Raw genomic sequence first — 22,372 nt, 5'->3', positions numbered from 1 at the left:
AGATCATCTTGCGACTGCTACAGCAAAAATTGGCTGCGTTGCTTTTTATTTCATGCAGGCCCCGAGAGCAGATTTGGGTCTTCTTTGGAATTTGCTTTCGCTAAATTGACCCGCAGGGTCATGGCAGGCGCTTAGTACGACTTGATATATCCTAATTATTCCCTATTATGGGATCAATTGGAGACGCACATGATAGAAATCCAGCCCGTTACCCCACGCGAAGCGCAGTTTCTAATCGGTATGTCAGAAAAGGATATCAACCGGGCGATTGATCGTGGGGAAGTAGAGAAGATCAGCGAGCCGGAAGAGGGCATGCCGGTTCACGGTGTGGAGAAAGGGCGTAGGCGGGTACGAAAGATCGGCCTCTCGGAGTTGTTGTTTCTGGCGCTTGAAAAGCAGATGCATGCGGATCTAACTCCGATGGGGCGTCGGAAGCTATATCAGGCCTTCAAAAAAAATGAAGCAAAAGCCAGAACCGTAAGCTTTGGTCCTTTTAAAGCCAATATTACCGAAATTCAGCGTAACTTTCTATCCAAATACAAGAAACTCCTCGATGCCAAGAAAAATATATTAGAGGAGGATGGGACTGATCCTGTTATCAAGGGAACGGATATATCTGCTTATCGTGTTGCTGCCCTCGTACAGGGACAGACAATCAAGGAGATCAAAGCGGACTATCCGACCCTGACCGAGGAACAGATTGAATCTGCTATTGCTTACACGGAGGCTTATCCCAAACCTGGGCGTCCATATCCGGTCCGTAGTTTCCGGCGGGCGGCTGGTGCATTGGCCGAGATGGGTATTTTTGATGCCATAGAGACTGGAACTGAATCGGCAAAAGAATGATATTACTTCCCAGTGATCTGGACACCGATGGTCTCGGCTAACTCGACTAGAGCCGCATAAGTGTCTTCATTTTCCACGATATCGACCGAAGGTGCAATACTGCTCAATGGATCTGGTGGCAAGCGATCTCCAAATAGGATGATAGCGCGCGCACGGTCGTCCTGACGCGACACCCACTCTAAACCTTGAACGTCTGGGCACTGAGCGTGAATGGCTTCGGCCCACTTGCGCGTTTGAGGATATATATCCTTATCAGTCTCAATGAGATCAACACGTGGAATACCGAGCTTGCGCAAGGCTGTGCTGCTAAGATCTGCAAGCGTGAGGTCAGTCGAGGACTGAAGTTGTGAATATTGATGGTTCTTTAGCTTTCGCTTTGCAACGGTCTTCAGTCCTGGCTCATGGGGAACATCATGGAAGACGGTCTCCATGGCTGCACATTCTAACGTCGTGCCGCCATAAATGGTCGGAATGGATATACCATTTGCATCAATGATCGGGCTAAATCGGGCATTTCCTTGGGGACCAGGATTGAACGTATTTGCTCCGTAAGTCTCAGGATGGATGCGGTGGATTGTCTTGTCTGCCGACCAAATCGTTTTTTTTACGAGAGCATTAAGGTCTGGAGGGGGACGCGCGATTGTGCGGGACGTTGCTGTGACGGCGACAGGCGGGGTCGACGGTGACTCTGTCGTCTTCGGTTTTGCGCGAGATGTGGATATCTTCGTTGTACCGGAATGCGCGGTGCTACGAGACTTTGGCTGAGTTGGCCGCCTCGGTTTAACCATGGAGCACACCTGCAATTTCGTCTTCTGCTGCCGCTAAGACGCGCTCTGGCGCACTTTTAAGTAAATCCTTAGGAGCCGTGCCGCCAAGAAAGCTGTTTGCTGACGCAAACCAGATTGCAATGTCCCATGCATCCAGTTTGCCTTTGAACACCTTTAGAATTGGGACAAGTCCCTTGATTGGGCGGTATTGCATGTCGCGGTCGAGTGCATACGCCGGATACAGATCATTCCCGTCATGTCGCAAAGCAAAAACTTTTCCTTCGCGTTTCCATTTGTTTGGCTGGGCGCTGGCATTTTGGCCTTTGAAACCTGCAATTTCAGATAGTCGAACAGCGCTGATCCACTCTGCGCTCTCAAGAACCGTTTGCCGAGCATCTGCGTTCATGCGTGCCTCAGTAATGAGGTGCTCGGGAGGAGACGCAGCCGGAACAAGTGCATCAACAAGCTTCTTGAGGGTCGCTGTTTTATGAATGGCAAGCCGATCAATGATCAGGGGAGCAATAAGCCGAACGGCCTCTGCAAATGCCGATGCGGTGCTTTTATTGGCATGTGCAAGTTGAAACACAACGAATTGATTGTTGTCTGTATCCTGCAGACTTTCGCGAATTTCACGAACAGAGCCAGTTATCGGCTTAATGCCGGTGTTCGTGATTTCTCGATTTGGGACTGCGACCATGATTTCCTCCTGGGATATGATAGATAGATATATATATAGATATCCTACCTAGTCAATGATGGTGAGTAGCGGTGATCGTTCCGTGACGGGTGATGCAGCAGGCGACGCCTAACACCACTTGTGAGGTGGCGAGTTCGAAGTCGATTGAGGCACGCGTAAGGGCTTTGGGCAACATGGGAACGAACAGGGCCTGGGGCAGCATTGAAGGCAAATTTGGTACCTTGAAGACCGATGCTGCGCCCGAAGCAGGGGGGCGGATCTGCGCTCTTTTTTATACGCACCTGCACTATGGCGGGGAGTGCGAACACCGTTTTCTACGCGAGGAGCCGACTGCTGGTAGGAAGGGTGCCGTAAAAGGCGGGTGCCAGAGTTCGCAGAAGGTCATATATGACGGTATAAGGCGTGTTGTATGTCAGATATGAATTATAGTCATGGGCTCACCCAAATTTCGCTTGGCTCTTGAACAACTTGGCCATGACCTTCGTGGCGCGCGCCTGGAAAAGGGAGATTCCGGTGTTGGGATCGGCACTCTGGCCGACCTGATTGATATCCGCATGGACGATCTGGGACTGGCGTTGACTGCTGAACGTCAGCCTCGTCGAGGCCGAGCTTCCGCGACCACGTTACGCAGGCAGCAGGACAAGGATAAGGCCGCGCATGGGAGAACGGGTGTTATTGATCTGGACGGTGCTTCGTTCTGATGCCTGATTTCAGCGCCAATATCGTAATCGGCGTTTGCTTCAACATCGCTGTAACATTCAAGACGTGAGGCAGTCAGGCGAATATCGGTCACTTTCTACCCAGTGGTAAATTCGAGTTCCGATTGTTCATCAATGGCGCGCAGGGTTTCATACAATCCTGCGGCCACGCCTCTACCTTCCACGATCTCATCCGCCAGTTCGTCCAGAACGCCGGCAAATGCTTCATCGGTCGCGAGACCAAAAACATTCATGCGCTCGCTTTTTCTGCGTTCGATTTCGCTATTTGCTGTTCCCGAGGGAAATACGGTGGCGAGCATCCGCAGGGCGCGGGCAAAGTGGATCCGTTTGTAAAGGCGCGAACGGAGCGCCGTGTCGCCAGGCGTCGTCGAGAAAGACCAGAGTTCGATTGGCCCCAGGACGTTCACCAGAAGCTGTTCATACTTTGCTTCTCCGGCCGACATGTCCACGAAGAACGGCGCACCATTCTTTCCCGGACCCGGCAGCGCGTTGCGGATGACATAGGCGCTGGCATCGGACAGCTTGAAGCGTCGGATAAGGCTGTCTGCCGTCTCCTGATCACCGCATTTGAGGACCCATCGGGCGGTTGATATCTTGTAGAGGTCCTCGCTGAAATCGGTATGGTTCTGTGAAATGAAGGCGAGCTGGACGTTGTGCTTGCGCCCCTCGCGGCCGTCGCGGACAGCCTGCTTGTCTACCTGGGGCGCTGGTTCGGTACGGTGCCACTCATCGAAGTCGACACGCTTCGTCGTTTCATACATCTCAGTGAAGCGGGCGAGATGATAGTCCCGCATGGACGGGGGCATATGCGGGTCGTCCGCATAATCGGGATGGAGAAAGAAATTCCGGGCCAGAATGTGGCGGCCAAGCATATACATGAGCGCTGTCTGGCGGTTGGCCGCGGGAGAGCCGGATGGTGCAACCTCGGCAAGATCGAGGACGATCACGCGCGCGTCCCCCATATCCAGCCTTGTCGGGGACGCCAGCATGGGAAAATTCTTGATCACGTTCATGATGTAGCGATCAAACGTGTCGATCAGGCTTTCACCGGTTTCCAAGGTGATCTTGGAATAGCGTTTTTCGATTTCCGGGCTGCGGGCCGCAATCAGCAGATCCTGCAGGACCGGTACGGCATGGCGCTGGGCAAAACCTGCAAGGCGGTATTCCCTGAAATTGACAAGGGCATCGACGACATCCCGCCACCATGTCGGATCGTCCTCTCCCGCATGGTGGGGCAGGCTGATGCCCAGCGATGTTATTGCGGCATCGACGTCGGGCTCGATCCCTGGGGTGTAGATTTTGGGCGTGCCCCCCTGCACCCCGGTACAGAGGCGGTAGGCTTCATCGATCACGTCCTCTACCAGATGGTCCATGCCTTCCCACGGCCTGCCATCCAGCGGCGTGGCAAGAAGCGAGATGAAATTCTGCAGGAAGACGCGCTCGAGTGGCAGGGGATATTCCAGCCCAACCTGGGTATCGAAGACATTGACCTCGAAGCCCGGGATTGCCTGCATTTTGACGTAAACCGCCTCGTGCTGGCGTTCGAGGCCAAGCGCGTTGCGCAGCATCTCGATCAGTCCGCGCGAGGACGGCCCGATATCGAGCTTGCCGATATAGGGGAGCTTCGTGCCGTGGCTGCTGATCGCGGCGCTGCTGAGGATCAAGCCCAGCAGAATGGTATTGGCCAGAACGGATTTTCCGCCGCCAGGCGGGGCTACGATAATGTCTACGACGGATGGGCGTAGCCCGCCCCCGGTCGGATCGTAGGGCCAGATTGAACCATCGGGCTTGCGGAAGAGGATGGATCCTCTCTGCCACGGTGATGCACTGCGTGCCCACGGCATCATGGAGAACGCGTCACCGACAAGGGCGAGCGATGAGGTCGCAGTCGAACCGAGCGCCAGGGCAGGGACAGAACCCATGGCCGCTTCCAGCGGATCGCCCGAAATCCGAGTTGTCTTGCTGTTGCCCCACGCATCAATCGCCTGGGAGAGGTCCGACGCCTGCCGTCGCAGCTTCGCCTCTGCTCCAACCGGAGCCCAGGTTGTGGCGGTCATGCGCATCCGCACGGAATTATGGTTGTTTTTCTGGCGCTCCAGCTTGAGTGCAGCAAACGCCCGTCGAATGTCGCTATTTCCGGGGAACATCGCCAGAAACCCGGCTCCGGCTTCCTTGAAGCCGAAGGCGGCGCGGCCACCGCCCTCCAGGATCATGGCGCTGCGCCATGGCAGTCTCTTGCGGCCGAGCACGCTGGAGAGTTCGGAAAACGGGCGCGGATCCTCTGGGCCAATTGTCATGTCGACCGGGGCGTATGTATAATCCCCCACGGTCACGAGCTGCCCGCCTTTCGTTTCGGCGTCGGCATTGAAGATCTGGTCCCGGATCGCCGGCCAGAGCAGGCCCTGCGGGTGTGGCTGCGGATCATCCAGATCATCCGGAAGCCGTGGCATGACCCGGTCACCCAGTAGGGTCGGTTTCCAGGCGGAGCCCGCCGTTTCACGATAGGTCGCTTCGCGCGCGACCTGCAATGCCTGATGTGGACCGAGGAATTCGCAGGAAATGTCGAACCCCTGCAAGGCGGCCTGGACGCGTGAAATGAACGATTCATGGCGGGCAGCCATGATATCGGAGCGCAGGGCAAAACGTTGGGTATTGCCCACGCGGGGAAATTGGGAGGCAAGGGTCCGGCGCTCCTCTGCCACCTGTTTGCGGTCCTCACGTGTCAGCACGCTGGGCCGGGTCCACAGGACGTAACAGGTGGCCTCCCAGCGCATGACGTTTGGCCAGCGCCGGCGCCTCTCTTCGATGACGTCCGAAAGGTCCGCTCCGATCTGTCGGGCTATGGACCGGCAACCATTGAGGCTCAGGCGGTCAATCTCGATACCTGAGCGCTCGGGATCGGAAATATACCATCCCACGATGGCATGGCCACGTTCTTCAAGGAGACCCTGCAATTCTATACGCTGCTGCTCGGCGAGTGCTTCCACTTCCTGCCGCGTGCACATGCGACGCAGGCCATTGATGCGCAGTACGGAGACATATTCACCGCGTTTGGTGATGAGATGGTCCCCGTGCGTACTTTCCACATCGCAGAATGAGGCAAGGGGCTGGCGCAGCCCGAGGCTGATGCCGGCCAGCAGACTGGAAAGAATACCGCCCATTGATGTGATCCTGTCATGTCATGACCGGTTGGGGATCGGCATCAAGCCATTCCCTGACGAGCGCCGGGTAGATGTCGGTGGGGCCGTTGTAGAGACGGCCCAGGGGGAAGAGCCGGATGCCGTCCATCAGGGTGGTCGCGCTTTCATTGATCTGCGGGTCCGCCCGGTTCGCCATCAGCAGGGCAGTCGCCAGCAGTCGGGGAGAGGTTGTCTCCAGCCGCCGCCGGGCTTCGGTCGTTCGCGCATGCAGAGCGCGGAGCACAGCGAGAGCGCTTTTGCATTGCGCAGGCATCATCGCGGTATCCGACCCTGACGCGATCGCGTCCATTGCACGATACCAGACGGAATCCTGTCCGTTTGGCCCATTGCCGAGCGTCTGCATGAGGGCCTGATGCGCGCAGCGGGTCAGGGTCATGATGCGGGTCTGCGGCAGTTTCGGCCACCATATCAGGACGGCTTCGCGTTCAATGGCCGGACGGGTCGGATCCTGCAGGATGTTGCATAAGGCGCAGACAGGCCCGGGTCCGTCACCATGCCATGGAAACCTGCGACCAGGCGTTATCAGGCCGCAGCAGGCACATGTGAAAAGGCCCGGCTCACCCATCTTCCTGGCGCCTGGCGCTGACGGATCCCATGGGCGCGGCAGCAGCCGGAAAGACTGGGTGAGACGGGCCATTGCGATCGGGTTCCTAGCCGCCGCTCGTGAACTGATAGGCCTGAGCCTGCGTACCAACGGTTGCCGAGCCACCGGACGCGGTGTTGGCAGCCTTGTTGATCCACTGCGGACCCGTTGCGAAAAGACCGCACAGCACGATGCCGGCGATTGCCATACCGACCTTTCCGGGCGAACGGTTCTGTTCGTTGCGGCTCTGCCAGGCCGCCCATACGCCGCCGATGAAGCAGATGAAGGCAGCGACATACATGCATGCTGCAGCGACAAAGCCGCCCGCTGTCAGCCCCTCCTGGGCGGTGGCCTGCATCTGGGCCCCGATACCGTTTGCGCTGCCGGTTGCGGATTGGGCCAGCGCATGGCTGGCAATGAGGATCGGGACGGCCAATGTGCCAAGTGCCGTGACGGCACGCTGGCTGTATCCGACCCGTTTGGTCACAAGACGCGTCAATCGCGCCGCGTCGGGGATGCTTGTGCGAGAGAGGTTCATGGTCAAGGGCTCCGTTAAAGAGGGAGGCATGTCCCTCAGAGGAGTCTTCGGCCAGTAACATGCGACTGCGAATGTTTTTTCCGAAAAAATCTACCTTGTCGAACATTACACTATGACTTCGGTATAAAAATGGCTATCCGGCGTTTGGGGTTGATGGGCTGAATCCCCGGCTGGTTGGGAAGGCAGCTCAGGCCACCGCCTGAGCTACCAGATCGGGGTGCCGTCCGATGACCCGAACGTAGGCTACAGCGAAGTCGGGGGCCATCGCCCGTGCCTGCTCCCAGTCCCGTAATGTACCGACAGGAACGCGGAAACGGCTGGCAAATTCGACCTGAGACAGACCGAGATCGTTACGGGTTTTACGGATCAACCGCGCCCTTTGCCCACGCTCCATGCCTTCGATGGATACCGCGCGGTCTTCGGAATCCGCCGGATCAGCAGGCAGAATGATATGCTCTCTCTTCACCTTTGTTGCTCCTTCTCACGGAAATAAAGCGGGGCAGATCGTCCCGCCAGACAAACACACCGGTGAACAGCTTCTCGCCCACGACGCCAACCACTTTGTAGCGATCCTCCTCATCCTCAATGCGGATGGTGGGCAAGATCAGGTGATTATCGTCCTCGAAAATACGGTCGCCAAAGGCCAGAGACAGTTTGTGCTTTTTTTGGTTGGCGAGGTCTTTTGCGGGGTCAAACCTGTTATCCATGAGACGATAATACGGGATTACCGTATTTGCTGTAAAGTGAAAACTACGGGCATCCCGCAACTTTTAGCCATTTCGACAGGTCACCATCAACCTCGTATGCCCGATAGCATAAAAATCCGGGGCATATATCTTTATCCAGAATCGCTCGAATATTTAGTAATAATGAAATATTTCTTGTTTAATTTCTATAAAATATGAACAGTAAGCGAAAGTGATCGAGAATAGTTTAGGTATTAACGTGAATACACCCTTATTTCTGCATGGACCTCAAATTTTATGGGTCTGTTATACTAATTATAAACAAGTATCATACGATCAACCATTGATTGGAACTGACGATAAACTCTCAATTATCCTTGATAGGCATTTTAGAAATACCATAACCAAGAACGCCAATGATGATTGGCATGCCAATAAAGGCGAAGAACTGCATAAAGGTCATTCTCGAAGCCCTCCTAAAACGGCTTGTGCCCGCTGATGGAGAAAATACGCCATTCCCAGCCAGAAAGCGACTCCCAAGATAACGATATGAGTAGGAACGCGGTTGGCTGTCAGATTAAAAAATGACGCAGCCAAAGGAGATAGAACACCTAGCGAAAGGCAAGATCCCGCAGCGGTATTCAGCAGGTTTGCCCGCAGCTTGGTCCGTTCGTTATGAACAAGATTACCCATCCCAGCCATCGCGTTCGGCGGCTTCAAGTTCCCTTGCGATCAGCCGGCGGATTGCTCCAGCACGGTTAATGCCCTGGCGCACGGCCACATGTGGCCATCTCTCCAGATGGCGCGCGCCCCGCTTTTTCGGGTTATTATTTCCCAATTTTATCATGTTTATCGGTTATCAAAAAAAGGCGCAGGAAGAAAGTATCGAACCTTGGCCAATCTCAGCGCTACGGGTTGGGTCATAATTTTAGCCGGACATTGTCCAGTGGCTCAGGATCCAGGTTGCTTCCTTGACGGGATTGAGGAGGATCACGCCGAAAACGAACTGGATGAGGCAACTGAGTTTTGAGCGGTTTGTTTTTCCGGTCGCCGACGCGTTCCACGCAACGACCGCCATGAACGCCGCCCAGGCGCCGAACATTTCGAAGAACAGGGCGAAATCACTGACGATTGACAGGATGGCATCCTCTGGGCCTGTCCCGGAAATGACGCTTCCCGTCGTTGCTTCCGTGTAGCCGGTGACAGAAGCTCCCAGCGAAACCTGCGTATCGAGACCGGTAGAGGTGGTGGACTTGGTGAGTATCCTGTCAAAGGTGGCAAAGACGCCGGAAAGGACAATCCCGATCCAGGGCACCCAGGGACGGCCGACGAACGGGTTCTGGGGCTGGCGCTGCTGCCATAATCCCCATGCCCCGGTCAGGAAGGCAATCCACGCTGCAATATAGCAGGCCATTGGCAGCAGCCAGGCCATGGCGAGAGCGAGATCGTTGACGAGGTTGACCAGACCTTGCACGTCGATGTGTCCTTGCTTTACTGGATGATGCCGCGTTCAGCCTGGATCACCCACATCGTGCCGCGTTGAGAGATGGCGCGCACACGCCCATATCCGCGGAGATCGGTGCCGATTTCGATTTCGGACTGTGGCGGTTGCCCGGCCGGCGCCGCGTCGTCCTGCACCATGGCAAGTTGGGGAGATGCGGCAAGTATCCGGTAGTGGGGGGTCCATGTCGGGGGCGGAGCAGGAGGCGTCGGGCGCATTTTCGCTGGCCGGGAGGCTGGAGATTGCGGCGGGGTTGGTGCTGGCTGCGGCTCGGCCACCGCGGCTTCCAGGGCTGCCCGTGCCTTGTCGGCTGCGGCGCGTGTGGCGGCCGGTCCATCTGACGGGGGAGCTTCGGCGTCGGCCACGGCCCGTTTCGCTTCGAGGAGCGACATCCGGCGGTTGAGATCCGAAGCCTTTGCCGTATCGGCGATACGCAGCCGGTCAATATCCTGCCGGAGTGCTGCGATGTCGCTGCGGGTCCGCTGCACCAATGCTGCTTCTTCCGTTACAAGCTGCAGCACCTGCAACTGGTCGTCAGATGTCATGGGAGCCGCTTGCAGGCGGCTTGCTTTCTGGACCGCATCGTCCGTCGGAACAGCCTTTTCGATGCCAGTGTCGTGTTTCTGCGCGGGCGTGTTCTCGGCCGACGGGGTAGCCGGTATTGGGCTGGCGGGATGGGGCGGCTTTTTCATCGCAAGAAGTGCCTTGAGATCCTCATCTGTAGCCGAGACCTGAGGTGCCGGCGGTGATGGCGATGATGTAGGTGAGTGTCCCGGCGCGGGAGACGCTTTGGGGCCTGATGGCAGCGGGGCGGAAATCATTCCGACTTCCTGGGCCACGGGAGACGCCTGCCTCTTTGTTATGCCCATCACGAGGAAGAGGGAGAGCAGACTGCCGACGGCAGTACCCGCGATCATGACCTGCCTGCGACGCGGAAGCGCCCTGAAAAGGGCTATTGCATGTGGAACGGGTCGGTTTCTGTCAGGTGCTGCTGTCACAGGTTGCGGGTGAGGAGAGAGAGGCTCGGCAATTGTGTCCGGTTCAGGCGAAGGGTCAGGCTCGGGCGTCGTGCCCAGCTTGCGAAACGGAACAGGTTCAATGCCGCGATCCGCGCTGAACGGATCCCGGGACGTCGTTGCGGTTGCGGCTGAGGTCATGGTGAATGCTGCCTTCTGGTAGAGAGTGCAGAATTCGCCGATATCATGCGACCGGTGCCCGAAAACTTACTTCTTCATGACGACGTCCGACATGAAGATCACGCCAACACTGACCTGAGCGGCAAGATTTACGCGCGGCTGGGTCGGCATCTGCTGCATGAGCGCGCTGTTGACCTGCGAGGCCGCTGCACCGGCCGCCACGCCCAGTTGTTGCGGGAAATTCAGTGACTGGACGTAGTTGACGTTGCCGAGGGCTCCGATCGAACCGGTCGTGTTCGACGTCATCTCGATCGCCTGCCCGAGCCCTTGGACAAAGGCGGCTGCGGCGGGAAGAACAAAGCGCTCGACGTATAGCTGGTCAACGCTTGAGGCCACCGCAGCTTCCATGGTGTCCGGCGCAACCACCATACCTTCGACCTGGATCGGGGTCGGATCATTCTTATGGAAGACCTGATCAACGCGGACAACCAGCCTGTTCAGATGTCCCCCGGCCCTTCTGACGGATGCTTTCATCCTGTCGCCAGCGAGTGGACCTGAATCAGCTTCCAGGATGATTTCTCCCCCGAGATCGCTGTTGGTTGCTGAAACCGTATGGGCGTAAATCCCCCGCCCGGCAGGAACAAGGACGCGGGAGAGGGCCGTCTGGGAATTTGCTGTCGCGGCCGAAGTTATTGAAGGGGAGACCACCGGTTTTTTTGTCTGTTCCCTTCCGATTTCCGTCTTTTCATACAGGACATTTGTGACAGGAAAGCGTCCATCAAGACGGCCCGCGAGATCCATGATCGCATGTCTGTATGCGGTGATGGCGTCTTTCTGGAGCTGTGGGTCACGTGGCATGGCTGCACGGAAGGCTGCATCCGTCTGCACTGGTACGACGGGAACGCTTGGCACGACCTCAGGCGCGTGCGGGGCTGGCGCTGCGGCGGCCTTGGCCAGCGCCGGGTTGACGTCCGCCCCGACCTCCTGGGCGACTGGGGGCGGGGGAAGCTTGTCGTCGGGATGGGCGGGCGTGCCCGGTGCAATATCGGGTGAATACGACTGTCCCGCAGTCTGTGCCCGACCTGCCTCGTCGCGGATCTGATCTTCGCGGAGTTCCTGCTGGCGCGGATTGGAATTCAGGCCGCCGGGCAGGGGGTTGGCGGCGGGCGGCCTGCCGGGGTCCGAGCGTGGAAGCTCCTTACGGTGGATGGTGGAGATGAGCAGCGTGACACCAAGAACGGTGCCTATACTCCCAAGGATTGCGAGCAGACGCCGGTTTCCGCCCCGCGACGCATCACTGAGCAGCTGGTTGAACCTGGGTTTCATCACTGTGCGTCCCTGATATGGGCCGAGACCGTCCGTCCCGCATCGGAGAGAAGGACAACGGGGGACTCATGGAAGGCATAGAGCGTGTATCCCCCTTCACCCTGCTCCATGCTGTCCGAGGAGGGCGTCATGAGATGAAGGCGCGTGCGAAGATAGACCTCGTTTCCAATCCGCCAGGCGCGTACGTCATCGGGTGAAATACCCTCGACGGCCAGCGGAACGGCTGACGCTGGTGGAATGCCGCTTAGCATGGCGTTCATGTAGGGCTCGCCTGTCGCGGGCACTCCGGGGCGGCTGTCGACCGGCTCCCGGGCATTGGGCCCTCCCTCGGACATGCGAACGGTCAGGTTGTCATCGTAGGATCCACGTCCCGCGATCAGCAGGAAGGAGACCGGCTTTGGCGCGTTCTGAAGCGTTACGAGCAGTCCACCTCTGGGCTGGAGCGACATCGGTTCGATATTGATGGTATTGGAGCCCTTGAACGGGACGCAGGTATAGAAACCCGTTGTCTCAACCGCAGGATTCCCGGCCGACGCGCCGCTTTTGCCGGAAGCACAGTTCGTGCTGCCGTCCGGGTTGGCGGAATTGCCAGACGTATTCCATGCGATCGGCCAGGGCTGTCCCGTGCTGTCCACGAAGGACAATGCGGTCGGATAGCCTTTTGTCGTAAAGATCAGGCTTGTCTGCTGACCAGGCGCAAAGGAGACACGGATCGCAGGGCGCGCATTAGGGGTCGCGAATTCCGTACCGACCTGCTCCGTGGCACGACGCACGTCCTTCAGGCGTTCCCCCAGCCGAAGGATTTCTTCGGGGGTGAAAGGAATGGCCTCATGCTCGGCCTCACCTTCGGCTGCCTGATCCTGATCGTCTGCAGGTGTCGTTGCCGCAGGCCCGGGCTGTGATGGCTGCTGTGCGAGTGCCGCAAGTGGCAGGATGGACAGGGTCAGCGGAAAGAGAGAAAGAATTCGCACGGTTGTCACTCCCTCCCCGACGAGACGACAAGCTGTTCGATGGCCAGTCCATCCGGGTGATCCAGGTCCTCCACGCGATCAATCGTCACGGTTGCCATCAGCATTTGCGTGTTCTGCTGGTTCACGTTTTCGCAGGTCTGGATGAAAGGAAACTGTATTACGTAGCGCGCGTGTCCCTGCACGACTGTCTCGGCGCGTACGGTCGCGGCCCGTGTCGGCTGCGCATAACAGAGCAGTTTTGCATCCCTGAGTTTCGCCAGATTCCCCTGCGTAATGAAAGACTTTGCAAAGGTGTTCCATCCGTTGAGCGTGTAGTGAGCGCCCGCGGTGTTCATCTGGGTTGGAAAATCACGATAGTTGATGTTGTAGGGTGCGATCGCCCATTTGACGGCCCAGCCGAGAAGCTGATCCTGGCCAAGTACCGGACTGGTGAGGGCCACGGCCGGTCGGGGAGCATTCTGGCCGTCAACGTAGAAATAGAGGGGTGTGGGCGGGTGTGCACGGATATAGGCGTCGTGCGCCGCGAACACGATGACCACGCCCGCCAGTGCGATGTTGAGCAGCAGTGATCTGTCTACAACAATCCCCTGAAAGTCGGGGTCGGTAAGCCGCCTGGTTACTGCGGAATTAAACAGCCGCATGGCGCGCCTCCCTTACGGGGGCATGAAAAAAGGTGGTCATCACTCTACTCTCATTTCCCGACGGTGATGAGAGCAGGCTGGAAGTCTATCTTGCGACCGGCACGTTTTTTCTTTGACGGTTCCCGCTACTACTCAGGCGGCAATGCCATGCGTGGCGGCAATGCTGCGGCGGTATCGTCTGCTGACCCGGTCACCACCCTTGCGGGTGGTCCAGAAAAAGCATCCGCTCTTGCAGAGGCATTCCCGCCGGATGTAGTGGTGTTCGCCGATATAATATTCGGCCCTCGCGTGAATGAACCAGGGCACTTTGGCGCCGCGTCGTGGCGGAAGCTGTTCCCAGCAGCTTTGGGATTTCAGCGCGCTTTCCGAAATAAGGAAGTCCCGCGCAATTTCACGCGGGTTCTGAAATGCAAAATGGCGGTATGCGATTTCAATGTTGGCGGCCTCGTGCCACCGTACCTTGTCTCCTCCCTTATGTCCTGTGAGGGTCAGCTTGTTGAGGCTGTTCCTGACAAGCCATGTCCGTCCCCGCCGGGCTTCATGAGGAAGCAGGGAGGCCTGTTCCCATGTCAGGACAGCTTCGGGATCTGCGGGAATGGCGCTCCGCTTTTCGGCAAGTATGGTCTCCGCCTGTATTTTTGAGAGCCTGATGCGCGGTGGCAGGCCAAGCTGCTTTCTTTTTGCACGCACGCTCCCGGCCGAGCGGCCAAGCATCTCGGCTATGTCGGCGGTTTTATCACCACAGAGCCAGCGTTGGCCAAGGATGAGCAACTGGGTCCTTGTCCATGCTCCCCTGCGTGCAGGCGCTTCATAAAAAACATTCTGGGGTCGGTCGGCCCATTGCGCGACTGACTCCTTTACCTCCTGCACTGTCAGGGTAAGCATTGTCGCTACAAGGACCTCGTCGCACAGCCTGGCATAGAGGGCGCGCGTCATTTCTGGCGTGGGATAGGTCTGAAGCCATGTAAACAGACCGTGTTTTATAACCTGGCCGAACGATGCTGACTTCATGGCGGTATGCCCTCGTCATCGCGTTTTCGGGATAGGCTGCGTGTTTTGGGAATAATATCTCTTAAGCGTTATATAACCGTCAAGAAATAAATAGCGCAGAACGCGCTAATATGACTCCGGACGCGGTTTCCGGTCCGCGTTGGTGATCAGCCGGGGCACATCACCTGGAATGGACAGTCCAAGGCATAGTGCCTGCCATAAGAAAGGAGACCCCTTTCCTGGCAGCCTCCATACCTTCATGCACCCGGTCAGTGGTTTGCGATATCGTCGAGGTGACCAATAATGGACTCGAGATCAGCGAGGGCTTCGAGTTGTGATTGCGCGGACATTGCCCACGCGGTCATGTCCAGGGAACGCAAAAGGTCTGCGTCGTCATGTATTCCCGGGATCAGGTAATAAACGGAGACAGACAGTCCTTCGGCAATGCGATAAACCGTTTCAAGGCTTGGATTTCTGAGTCCTGCTTCGATCAGGCTCAGGCTGGTCAGGGAAACGTGTGATTTATGGGCGATCTGGCTCGCTGTTGCCCCCTGAAGCGTCCTGAAGATCTGAATCCTGCGCCCAAATATCTCGAGGAGGTCCTGCCGTTCCCCCGAGGTGAAGGCGACACTGTGTGAATAATGATCGATCGGCAATCTGGCCGGTATTTCCGGCAGGTTAAACGTCTTTGAAATATTGCCAATAATGTCGCGTAATTTCTGGATTGCCAGATTGTAGTCCGAACACTGCTTCATGGTTTTTTTCAGCTGCGTGGCGGATGCCGCCAGATCCAGATGGGCAAACCATGTACCTTCTGGTGCACCTTGCGGAAGAATATCGCGCGGATCTATTTCAAATACCCGTAGCAGCGCCGATAATGTTTCCAGGGAAACCGGACGACCTGCTTCGATGCTCCGTATGACCGATACATTCAACCGTGCCAGTTTGGCGAGGTGCACCTGCGTCCAGTCAAGCGCCGTCCGCCTGTCATAAATGATTTCCCCGATGTCTTTATATAATTGGCCGGATGCAAATAAAGCCTCGGCTTGCATCTTGCCATTGTCATGGGACATTTTCGTTTACTCTCACGGCAGGCATTTTCCTCAGCAAAAGAAACTTCCAACATCCAGAAGATATCGACTGGCCGCGTCCTGACAGCGGATCAGCCGTGACGGAACGTCATGATAGTCGAGTTGGAGCCCGTAAAAAAGGTGTCTGAGGTCGCAAAGGCCGCTGCTCTGGTCAGGAGAGCTTGATGGAGACACTCATATGCCTGTTATGCCTGCCGTGGTTATGGCGCTGGCCTCTGGCCCCATATCTGCCACACCTGCCGCGTTTCATCTGGTCCAGACAACCTCTCCGGACACTCCGCCCCGGCCGGCATTGACGTTGCCCTCAACGGGGACGACCGGCGGGGAGACCTTACCCTCACCGGGAGATGCTGGTCAGGAAGGGCCGGGCGTATTGCCGGGTACTGGTACGGATCCTCGAACATCCGGCAATGTTCCAGCCCGTCGATATTTCCATATCGCCAGTGGATACGGAAAGCAGGTTCCACTTGGCTTCGCCGTACGCCAGATCGTTCCGCATGGGGTGCGCGTCGTGTTCGCGGCGGACGTGGACACCAGCGTTCCTGTTGACTGGCAGGGCGGCCGGGAATGGAACAAGGTTCTGGCGACCACGGTAGCCCAGGCGGGCGACGTCATTGATGTCGGCCATAATAAAGTCGCGGTCCGACATCGAATTCGCTGACCGGTCGCATGATGGCCCGACACCTTCGTCGTAACCACCCGAGGAAGGTTCCATGAACAAGCCCTCATCCGTCCGGAAATCCGGACCTCCTTCCCCGATGCCCAATGTCGCCCTTGCGCTGGATGCGCTCGGCGAGATCTGGCGCATCAGGGGCGGAAAGGACGTCATTGCGATGTTGGACAATGATATGACAGCGAGGACGGCCTGGTACGCCATCCTCGCTGGTGTTGCGCCGCATGAATGGCCTGATCTGGTCAGCTCCCTTGACGCGCTGATCCCCTATCTGCGCGGCCGCAGGGACCTGTTGTCGCCGGACAGCCCTTTTGGACGTGGCGTGATCTCGGAAAGCAGGCGCCAGGCGCTTCATCGCCTTCTTGCTCCGCAAAGGATTGCCCTGCTGGAGGCTGTGACGCGTCCGGCTACACGTCAGGAGGCCGCATGATCCGTCTGCGCTTCCGTGTCCTGTTGTCAGTGGCTGCCGCTCTTGTATCGATACAGGGGCATGCGCAGACCACGTCATCAGGCGCCTCTGGTGCCACGACATCTACGGGAAGCGTCGGCTGCGCCGCCCTGACCCAGGCGGCGGCAACAGCCGTAAACGAACGCGTCCAGGCCAACGACGCCTATGAAAAGCAGCCGGATAGCGTCAACGGCCTGTCCTGCCTGAGCAATTTTTTCAACGGCACCGGACTGAATCTCATCACGAACGGCCTTGACCCCGCAGCCCTCCTGCAGGCCGTCGAGGGCCAGATAGGCGGCCAGGTCTGTCAGGCCGCACAGGCGGCATGGGGTAACGCCATGGGGTCGACCCAATGTGGACTCAGTCTGTCAGGCGTTAACCTGGGGCTCGGTTTTGGCTCGAGTAGCGGACTCATGTGCCCGAGCCTGAGCTTCGGTGGTGGTGGTCCGCCAATTGCGACCGCCATTGCGGGGACGTCGAGCGGTACGACTGACCTGTATATCAACGGCTCTCCCCAGCTTCCGACCGGATACAGCCTGAGCAATCTCGTGGACGGAGTGTTCTGATGCGCAGGCTGCAGATGGTTGCCATTGGTGCCGCTTCGTGCGTCTGCGTGCTGGCAGTCACGCCGCGTCCGGCATACGCGCTTTTCAGTGATGCTGCGGTCGTTGCAGCGATCAAGCTTCTCCAGGCGTTCACGGGCAACGCCCTCAATACGATGACGAAAAACCTGACGGACAGCATCGATTCAAATCTCAGTAGCCTTGCAAACCCGAATTCCGTTGCGTCTCTCCTGACGAAGGGTTTCACGCAAGTTGCCAATTACGCGAAAGCCCAGGTCGGTGCCCAGTCGCAACTCATGGATGCCCAGGACGCGGCGATGGCCGGATTTCTACGGCGTCAGCAGGAAACCGGAATCCGGGACGAGCATATGATGAATCCGGAATTCTGCGCGGGCCTTGATGCCCAGCAGTCCACCGTGGCCGCGTCCAAGGCGGCTCGATCCGCGGTGTATGCCATTGCGACCGTGAGCGATCCCCGTGGTGAGGCAGGTCAGGGGACTCCCTCCTATTACGGCAAGTCACAGGGCACGGATGCGAACATGTCCCTGCACCTCAAGCGCTACTGTTCATCCGACGACGTGGCGCAGGGGCTCTGCTCTTCCGTGTCCCGGCTGCCGAACGCCGACCAGCGTGCCGCCAGCCTGTTCGGCGCCGATACCCTGTCCGCGGATGGCGCAGTGGATGCAGCCAATGATTATGCGACCACGCTCATCCAGCCGGTAGCGCCGGCGGCCCTGCGTGGCGAGCAGCTGTCCAGCCTTCGGGGACGTGAAGCCGCAACCCGGCGCCGGTCGTACAACAGTCGTATGTCTCTTGCCCGCTGGGTCACGGGCTACGTCACATCTCTTGGTGTTCCGTCTGTCGCGCTCACGCGGGACCAGAAGGCTGAAATGACGGCCGAGGGGCTCACGCCGCTCGACAAGGCGTCGTGGCTGCAGGCTATGGCGCTGGAAGTCAATCGCAGGGTCTCCAGCGTAAGCTGGAACGCCTCGCTCCAGGCAATGCCTCCCGCGTCGGTCATGCGCGAGGTTGCCACCGAGATGGCGCAGTCCAATTACCTTGCGCTGCAGAACTACCGTCTCGGGCTCTACCTCGCGACCATGGGAGCTGCCCGGGTCGCGCAGGAAGAAGAGGTCGCCTTCAGGGACGGCCTGACACCGATGCCTTCCCCCACGATCAATCCCTAGAGGTTTGCCATGTCTGAGGCCCAGCAGAAAACCGGCGATATCGAGGATGTGCTGAAAACCCTTGATCGCGTGCAGTCCGAATACAGGAAGCAGGCACCCGGGCAGGCCGCCGCATATGATCGGCTGCGGCAGGAATCCCGCGAGCCTGACGTCCATAATGATCCCGGCTTCCGTACGCGCGTCGCATACGCCGTGCAGGATGTAGAGCGCCTTTTGGGACCGACGCTTGAAAAGGAGCATCCTCTCCGCACCGAGATGACAGAGCGCGCGGCGCATTACCCAGGTCTGAACGAACCTGTGGTCGCTGCGATGATGCGTGAAACGCATCGCCTTCAGCAGCCAGAAGTAAACGCGATCCGGACACTTGCCAGCGAACTGGTTGAAGGACGTCAGGATCCGGACCACCCGGACATCGCGCACACCATCGAGAACCTGAGGGCGACCGTCTTTCCCGAACCAGGGCATCAGCCAGCGCCAGGGCATGACCATGCTGCCGGGTCTGCGCACGATGAGAAAGGTCAGCCGGACAAAACCCGTGGAATGGCGTCGCCGGGGGAGGGCGCTCCGCCTGGACCGGAGCAGTCGGCCAGCAGTCAACCCGGACAGACCCATACGACGGATCCTCAGAAGGACTTTCGAGAGAAACAGACAGGTCCCGCAAAAGACGCGCCGGAAAGCCGATCGACGATGGATGGCAACGGCACAAAGGAAAAGGCGGCAGCGAACACACGGGAAACGAACGGGGCGGCCAGGGATCAGGAGGACGTCAAGGTTATTCGCGGTGGCGGCTTTGCCCGCCTAGCAGAAGCGATTGCCTCGCGCATTGATAGCCAGCCTGCGAGCCCGGCATCATCGTGGATGGAAAAGGCCGCCGATTTCAGCACCCGGCTGCACAACGCGCGTGACGAAAAGAGCCTGGAGGCGACCGAACGTCTGGGAAAGCAGGCGGTGGAGGCCCTGCGTGACCTCAGGGAGCGGCCAGCTTCCTCCATCATGGCGGCGATTTCAGATGCAGGAAAGGGCGACCCTGACGGTGTTGCCGGTGTGTTGTCGGAGATGAAGGCCGGTGGCCGGTATGCGGATCTGCATAGCCAGTTTGTGACGGAGAAACAGAATAACCAGGCATTTGCGGCGCAACTGGAGAATGTCACCAGCAAGCTCGAAGCCTACGGAAAGGGAAGGGAAGCCGCCGAGGCAACAGGCCAGCGCATGGGAATGCCCGGCAGTGTGACGCAGCGCTTCACCCAGATCGATGCCGAGATCGGCAGGACTGCTGCCGAAGTGCCCGGAAAAAAAGAGGGGGCCAGTGCGCTGGAAGACATGAGCGAGAAGGTCCGCGAGATGATGCACAAGGCTGTGACTGCAGTCACGGATTTCATGACGCGGATGAATCCCGGTCCCACCGCCAGTCCTGCGCCGTGACTGTGCTGCTGGAGGACAAACCATGACGCCCTTTCGTCGCCCTGTATTTGCCATCCTGCCGCTTCTGTTTCTGTCGGCTCTTACCGTGTCCGCGGCAGCGCAGACGGTTGTTGCGACCGGTTCGGGAGATGCAGCCAGCAGCACGGGCTATAACGTGACATGGGACCTGCTTGATCCGGGCAGTGACTGGGCGGCGCAGGTCATCCGGTCCGTATTCCCGGTTTTCGGCCAGGATACGGGCGCGCCCAGCATCGGCAATGAGGCGACCGTCATAGGAACCATGATCGGGTGGTTCTCCGGGTTCGTCATGGCATTTGCGATGGCGGTCGTAAGCTATATCTACTTCATGAACATCCACCGGGGTGCAGAAACAGCGCAACTCCTTGGTAACAACCAGACCAGCATGTCGATCGTGCGGATCGGGATTGCGGCCATCCTGATGTGGCCGCTTCCGACAACCGGCTTCAATGCGGCGCAGGCCGTTGTCGTGCAGGGCTCGCTTTGGGGCATCGGTATGGCGAAGGTCGTCTATGACAAGGCGAAGCAAGCAATCGGACCAGACGGCAAGGTCATCGCACAGCCCCTTATCCCCGGCACAAAAGGGATTGTGACCGGTCTTGTGAAAAATGAGTTCTGCCGGGCCATTATTAACATTGCTGCGAATAACACGAACCTGATTGCGGCCCCGACCGGGCAGACCGTCCTGTCCGTGACCGGCGGGAAGATGGGAATCATCAACTATTCTTACAATATGGCAGCCGGCGCAGGAGACGGGACACCAGTTTGCGGGGCCGTAAGTCTGCAGGCGCCCAATACTGACGCAGTGAATCTGGCTGGTTTCCAGGTCGACCAGGCGGGTATGCAAAAACAGGTTCTTGATTCCGTGATCCTTGGCGACATTCGCAGCCAGGTTGCGCAGGTCGCGCAGAATTACTGGCAGACGAAAACGACAGCGTCCCTGGCCCCACTCATGACCATCATCGTCAATGCCACCAACGATTATGCGTCGCGTCTCACGACGCAGGCGGCACAACTGCGCTCGAAGCTTCAGGACACGGTCAACAATCAGACGCTAGCGCTCCACCAATGGGGGATTTCGACGAACGGAGATGCGGTCAACACCAGCAACCAGATGGATAATCTCGGGTGGACTGGCGCAGGAGCCTACTATCTCGAATTCGCGCGCCTCAATGGCCAGACCCTGTCTCTCATGACCGCAACGCCAACCATCACTACGCCATCCTATTCCGGTCTCGGAAACTATCTTGCCTCGGACATTGCGCCCCTGGTGCAGTCTGCGGACACCTTTATGGAGAACATCGACAGCATGGTTGCGACGCAGGATGGCGTGACCGCGCCAGGCGGGAATGCGGACCTGTACACGGGCGCGATACCGGGTGGAGACGGTGCAGGTGTGCTCGACCAGCTGTTCCGCGCTCTGCACCTGAACGATTATGCCCTGCAGATCGTAACCGGATTTATCGAGCCGTCCGGGACGAACGGCTACTGGACGGATCCGTTTGGCAATCTCATGTCACTTGGAAACTGGATGATCACGACTGCCCTTCTCACGATGGGCACTGCGTCGGTTCTTTCTTCTACGGCCGGGACCGTTGGTATCGGCGTGCTGTCGCTTCTGAGCGGGAATCCAGAAGGTGCCGTTGCGGCAGGGGCCGGGCACGCGCTGATGCACTTTTTTGGCGCGCCGATTATCGGCGGCTGTTTCGCCATGCTTATGCCAGGCCTCACTATCGCCTATGTCATCCCGATGATCCCGTTTGTCATGTGGATGTTTGCCGTGGCTGGATGGTTCATCATGGTCTGTGAGTCCGTGATTGCAGCGCCTCTGTGGATGCTCGCGCATATGACCATGAACGGGGAGGGGCTGCACGGTCATGCAAAACAGGGTTATGCCCTTCTGTTCAATGTCATCTTCCGGCCGGTGCTGATGCTGTTCGGGCTTTTCCTTGGATATTTTATATTTGATTCAGTGTCGTGGCTGATCCACATGTGTTTCGGCATTGCGGCCGGACTGGTGCTGTCAAACGGTTGGATTGTCAGCAACTTCCTCGGCATGATTGTTCTGGTTAGCCTCTTTGTCATGATTCATGTCACTTTGGCGTTCATTTCATTCAGGATGATCTCGATCCTGCCCCAACGGGTTCCCGCCATGATCGGATTCGGTGACGTGGATCGCGTTGATATCGACCAGTTCAGCAGGGACGCCGCCGTTGTCGGTATGGCGGGCACGTTGCTCTCGATTCAGCAGTCTCTGGCAGGAAATAAAGCAGATAATCAGAATGGGCCGGGACAAGGCAACGGTGGCATATCTTCTGGTGCTCGGGCTCTAATAAGTGATACAACAATGAAAAAGAGCGTCTGACTTT

The 22,372-nt window shown here is 58.0% G+C and carries 22 protein-coding genes; 7 read left to right on the top strand and 15 right to left on the bottom strand.

Features of this window, described 5'->3' with window-relative positions; translation table 11 throughout:
• Positions 1 to 189: 189 nt before the first annotated feature.
• Positions 190 to 846, top strand: a complete 657-nt coding sequence (locus KMAL_RS08055) for a DUF433 domain-containing protein (protein WP_110095224.1) — start codon at positions 190 to 192, stop codon at positions 844 to 846.
• Between the two features lie 2 nt (positions 847 to 848).
• Here KMAL_RS08055 and KMAL_RS08050 read toward each other — a convergent pair whose 3' ends face one another.
• Positions 849 to 1,634, bottom strand: coding sequence for an RES family NAD+ phosphorylase (locus KMAL_RS08050; RefSeq protein WP_231290174.1), 786 nt, complete (start codon positions 1,632 to 1,634; stop codon positions 849 to 851).
• Positions 1,627 to 2,310 (bottom strand): hypothetical protein, encoded by a 684-nt coding sequence (locus KMAL_RS08045; protein ID WP_010512313.1) that lies wholly within the window; start codon positions 2,308 to 2,310, stop codon positions 1,627 to 1,629. The genes KMAL_RS08050 and KMAL_RS08045 overlap by 8 nt, the downstream gene beginning before the upstream one ends.
• A gap of 431 nt (positions 2,311 to 2,741) precedes the next feature.
• On the opposite strand from KMAL_RS08045, the gene KMAL_RS08040 reads away from it, so the two are divergent.
• Positions 2,742 to 3,011 carry a DNA-binding protein gene (locus KMAL_RS08040; RefSeq protein WP_167370176.1) on the top strand — a complete coding sequence of 90 codons (270 nt, stop codon included), beginning with the start codon at positions 2,742 to 2,744 and terminating at the stop codon, positions 3,009 to 3,011.
• 95 nt (positions 3,012 to 3,106) lie between these two features.
• Here the strand turns inward: KMAL_RS08040 and KMAL_RS08035 are convergent, their stop codons facing one another.
• From KMAL_RS08035 to KMAL_RS07970, 13 genes are all read right to left on the bottom strand, one after another.
• A complete protein-coding gene (locus tag KMAL_RS08035; RefSeq protein ID WP_110095209.1) occupies positions 3,107 to 6,190 on the bottom strand; it encodes a secretion protein in 3,084 nt (1,027 codons plus the stop codon).
• A 13-nt stretch (positions 6,191 to 6,203) separates the two neighbouring features.
• Positions 6,204 to 6,605: a hypothetical protein gene (locus KMAL_RS17575; RefSeq protein WP_239020027.1), complete on the bottom strand. Its 402-nt coding sequence runs from the start codon at positions 6,603 to 6,605 to the stop codon at positions 6,204 to 6,206.
• Between the two features lie 274 nt (positions 6,606 to 6,879).
• Positions 6,880 to 7,350, bottom strand: coding sequence for a hypothetical protein (locus KMAL_RS08025; protein ID WP_110095207.1), 471 nt, complete (start codon positions 7,348 to 7,350; stop codon positions 6,880 to 6,882).
• A gap of 187 nt (positions 7,351 to 7,537) precedes the next feature.
• Complete coding sequence (locus tag KMAL_RS08020) at positions 7,538 to 7,816, bottom strand: helix-turn-helix domain-containing protein (protein ID WP_110095206.1); 279 nt, start codon at positions 7,814 to 7,816, stop codon at positions 7,538 to 7,540.
• Entirely contained in the window at positions 7,785 to 8,057 is a 273-nt protein-coding gene (locus tag KMAL_RS08015) for a BrnT family toxin (protein ID WP_048852463.1), read from the bottom strand. The genes KMAL_RS08020 and KMAL_RS08015 overlap by 32 nt, the downstream gene beginning before the upstream one ends.
• Before the next feature lie 907 nt (positions 8,058 to 8,964).
• Positions 8,965 to 9,510 (bottom strand): hypothetical protein, encoded by a 546-nt coding sequence (locus KMAL_RS08005; protein WP_110095205.1) that lies wholly within the window; start codon positions 9,508 to 9,510, stop codon positions 8,965 to 8,967.
• A gap of 17 nt (positions 9,511 to 9,527) precedes the next feature.
• Positions 9,528 to 10,082, bottom strand: a complete 555-nt coding sequence (locus KMAL_RS17570) for a hypothetical protein (protein ID WP_239020026.1) — start codon at positions 10,080 to 10,082, stop codon at positions 9,528 to 9,530.
• Between the two features lie 678 nt (positions 10,083 to 10,760).
• Complete coding sequence (locus tag KMAL_RS07995; protein ID WP_110095204.1) at positions 10,761 to 11,999, bottom strand: DotG/IcmE/VirB10 family protein; 1,239 nt, start codon at positions 11,997 to 11,999, stop codon at positions 10,761 to 10,763.
• The gene (locus KMAL_RS07990; RefSeq protein ID WP_102325803.1) at positions 11,999 to 12,979 is read right to left on the bottom strand and encodes a DotH/IcmK family type IV secretion protein; all 981 of its coding nucleotides are present in this window, start codon (positions 12,977 to 12,979) and stop codon (positions 11,999 to 12,001) included. Before KMAL_RS07990 ends, KMAL_RS07995 begins: the two co-directional genes overlap by 1 nt.
• Entirely contained in the window at positions 12,976 to 13,611 is a 636-nt protein-coding gene (locus KMAL_RS07985; protein WP_053323851.1) for a DotI/IcmL/TraM family protein, read from the bottom strand. Before KMAL_RS07985 ends, KMAL_RS07990 begins: the two co-directional genes overlap by 4 nt.
• A 132-nt stretch (positions 13,612 to 13,743) precedes the next feature.
• Positions 13,744 to 14,622, bottom strand: a complete 879-nt coding sequence (locus KMAL_RS07980; RefSeq protein ID WP_180999767.1) for a hypothetical protein — start codon at positions 14,620 to 14,622, stop codon at positions 13,744 to 13,746.
• Between the two features lie 248 nt (positions 14,623 to 14,870).
• Entirely contained in the window at positions 14,871 to 15,674 is an 804-nt protein-coding gene (locus KMAL_RS07975) for a helix-turn-helix domain-containing protein (RefSeq protein WP_025440161.1), read from the bottom strand.
• Between the two features lie 355 nt (positions 15,675 to 16,029).
• On the bottom strand, positions 16,030 to 16,407 hold the full coding sequence (locus KMAL_RS07970) for a hypothetical protein (protein WP_102325804.1): 378 nt from the start codon (positions 16,405 to 16,407) through the stop codon (positions 16,030 to 16,032).
• Between KMAL_RS07970 and KMAL_RS07965 the strand changes: the two genes are divergently transcribed.
• Genes KMAL_RS07965 through KMAL_RS07945 form a run of 5 tightly spaced genes read left to right on the top strand, consistent with a single transcriptional unit; the run spans position 16,406 to position 22,368 of the window.
• Positions 16,406 to 16,795 carry a hypothetical protein gene (locus KMAL_RS07965; RefSeq protein WP_239020025.1) on the top strand — a complete coding sequence of 130 codons (390 nt, stop codon included), beginning with the start codon at positions 16,406 to 16,408 and terminating at the stop codon, positions 16,793 to 16,795. The genes KMAL_RS07970 and KMAL_RS07965 overlap by 2 nt on opposite strands.
• Entirely contained in the window at positions 16,792 to 17,379 is a 588-nt protein-coding gene (locus KMAL_RS07960; protein WP_010511933.1) for a hypothetical protein, read from the top strand. The genes KMAL_RS07965 and KMAL_RS07960 overlap by 4 nt, the downstream gene beginning before the upstream one ends.
• Complete coding sequence (locus KMAL_RS07955) at positions 17,379 to 18,563, top strand: hypothetical protein (protein ID WP_110095202.1); 1,185 nt, start codon at positions 17,379 to 17,381, stop codon at positions 18,561 to 18,563. The genes KMAL_RS07960 and KMAL_RS07955 overlap by 1 nt, the downstream gene beginning before the upstream one ends.
• 9 nt (positions 18,564 to 18,572) lie before the next feature.
• Complete coding sequence (locus KMAL_RS07950) at positions 18,573 to 19,985, top strand: hypothetical protein (protein ID WP_110095201.1); 1,413 nt, start codon at positions 18,573 to 18,575, stop codon at positions 19,983 to 19,985.
• 22 nt (positions 19,986 to 20,007) lie between these two features.
• On the top strand, positions 20,008 to 22,368 hold the full coding sequence (locus KMAL_RS07945; RefSeq protein ID WP_110095200.1) for a DotA/TraY family protein: 2,361 nt from the start codon (positions 20,008 to 20,010) through the stop codon (positions 22,366 to 22,368).
• The last annotated feature ends 4 nt before the right edge of the window (positions 22,369 to 22,372 follow it).

This window comes from Novacetimonas maltaceti, assembly GCF_002906255.1.
GTDB classification, from domain to species: Bacteria; Pseudomonadota; Alphaproteobacteria; order Acetobacterales; family Acetobacteraceae; genus Novacetimonas; species Novacetimonas maltaceti.
The sequence above is the reverse complement of the archived record's forward strand: the minus strand, read 5'-3'. Positions and strand labels throughout refer to the sequence as shown.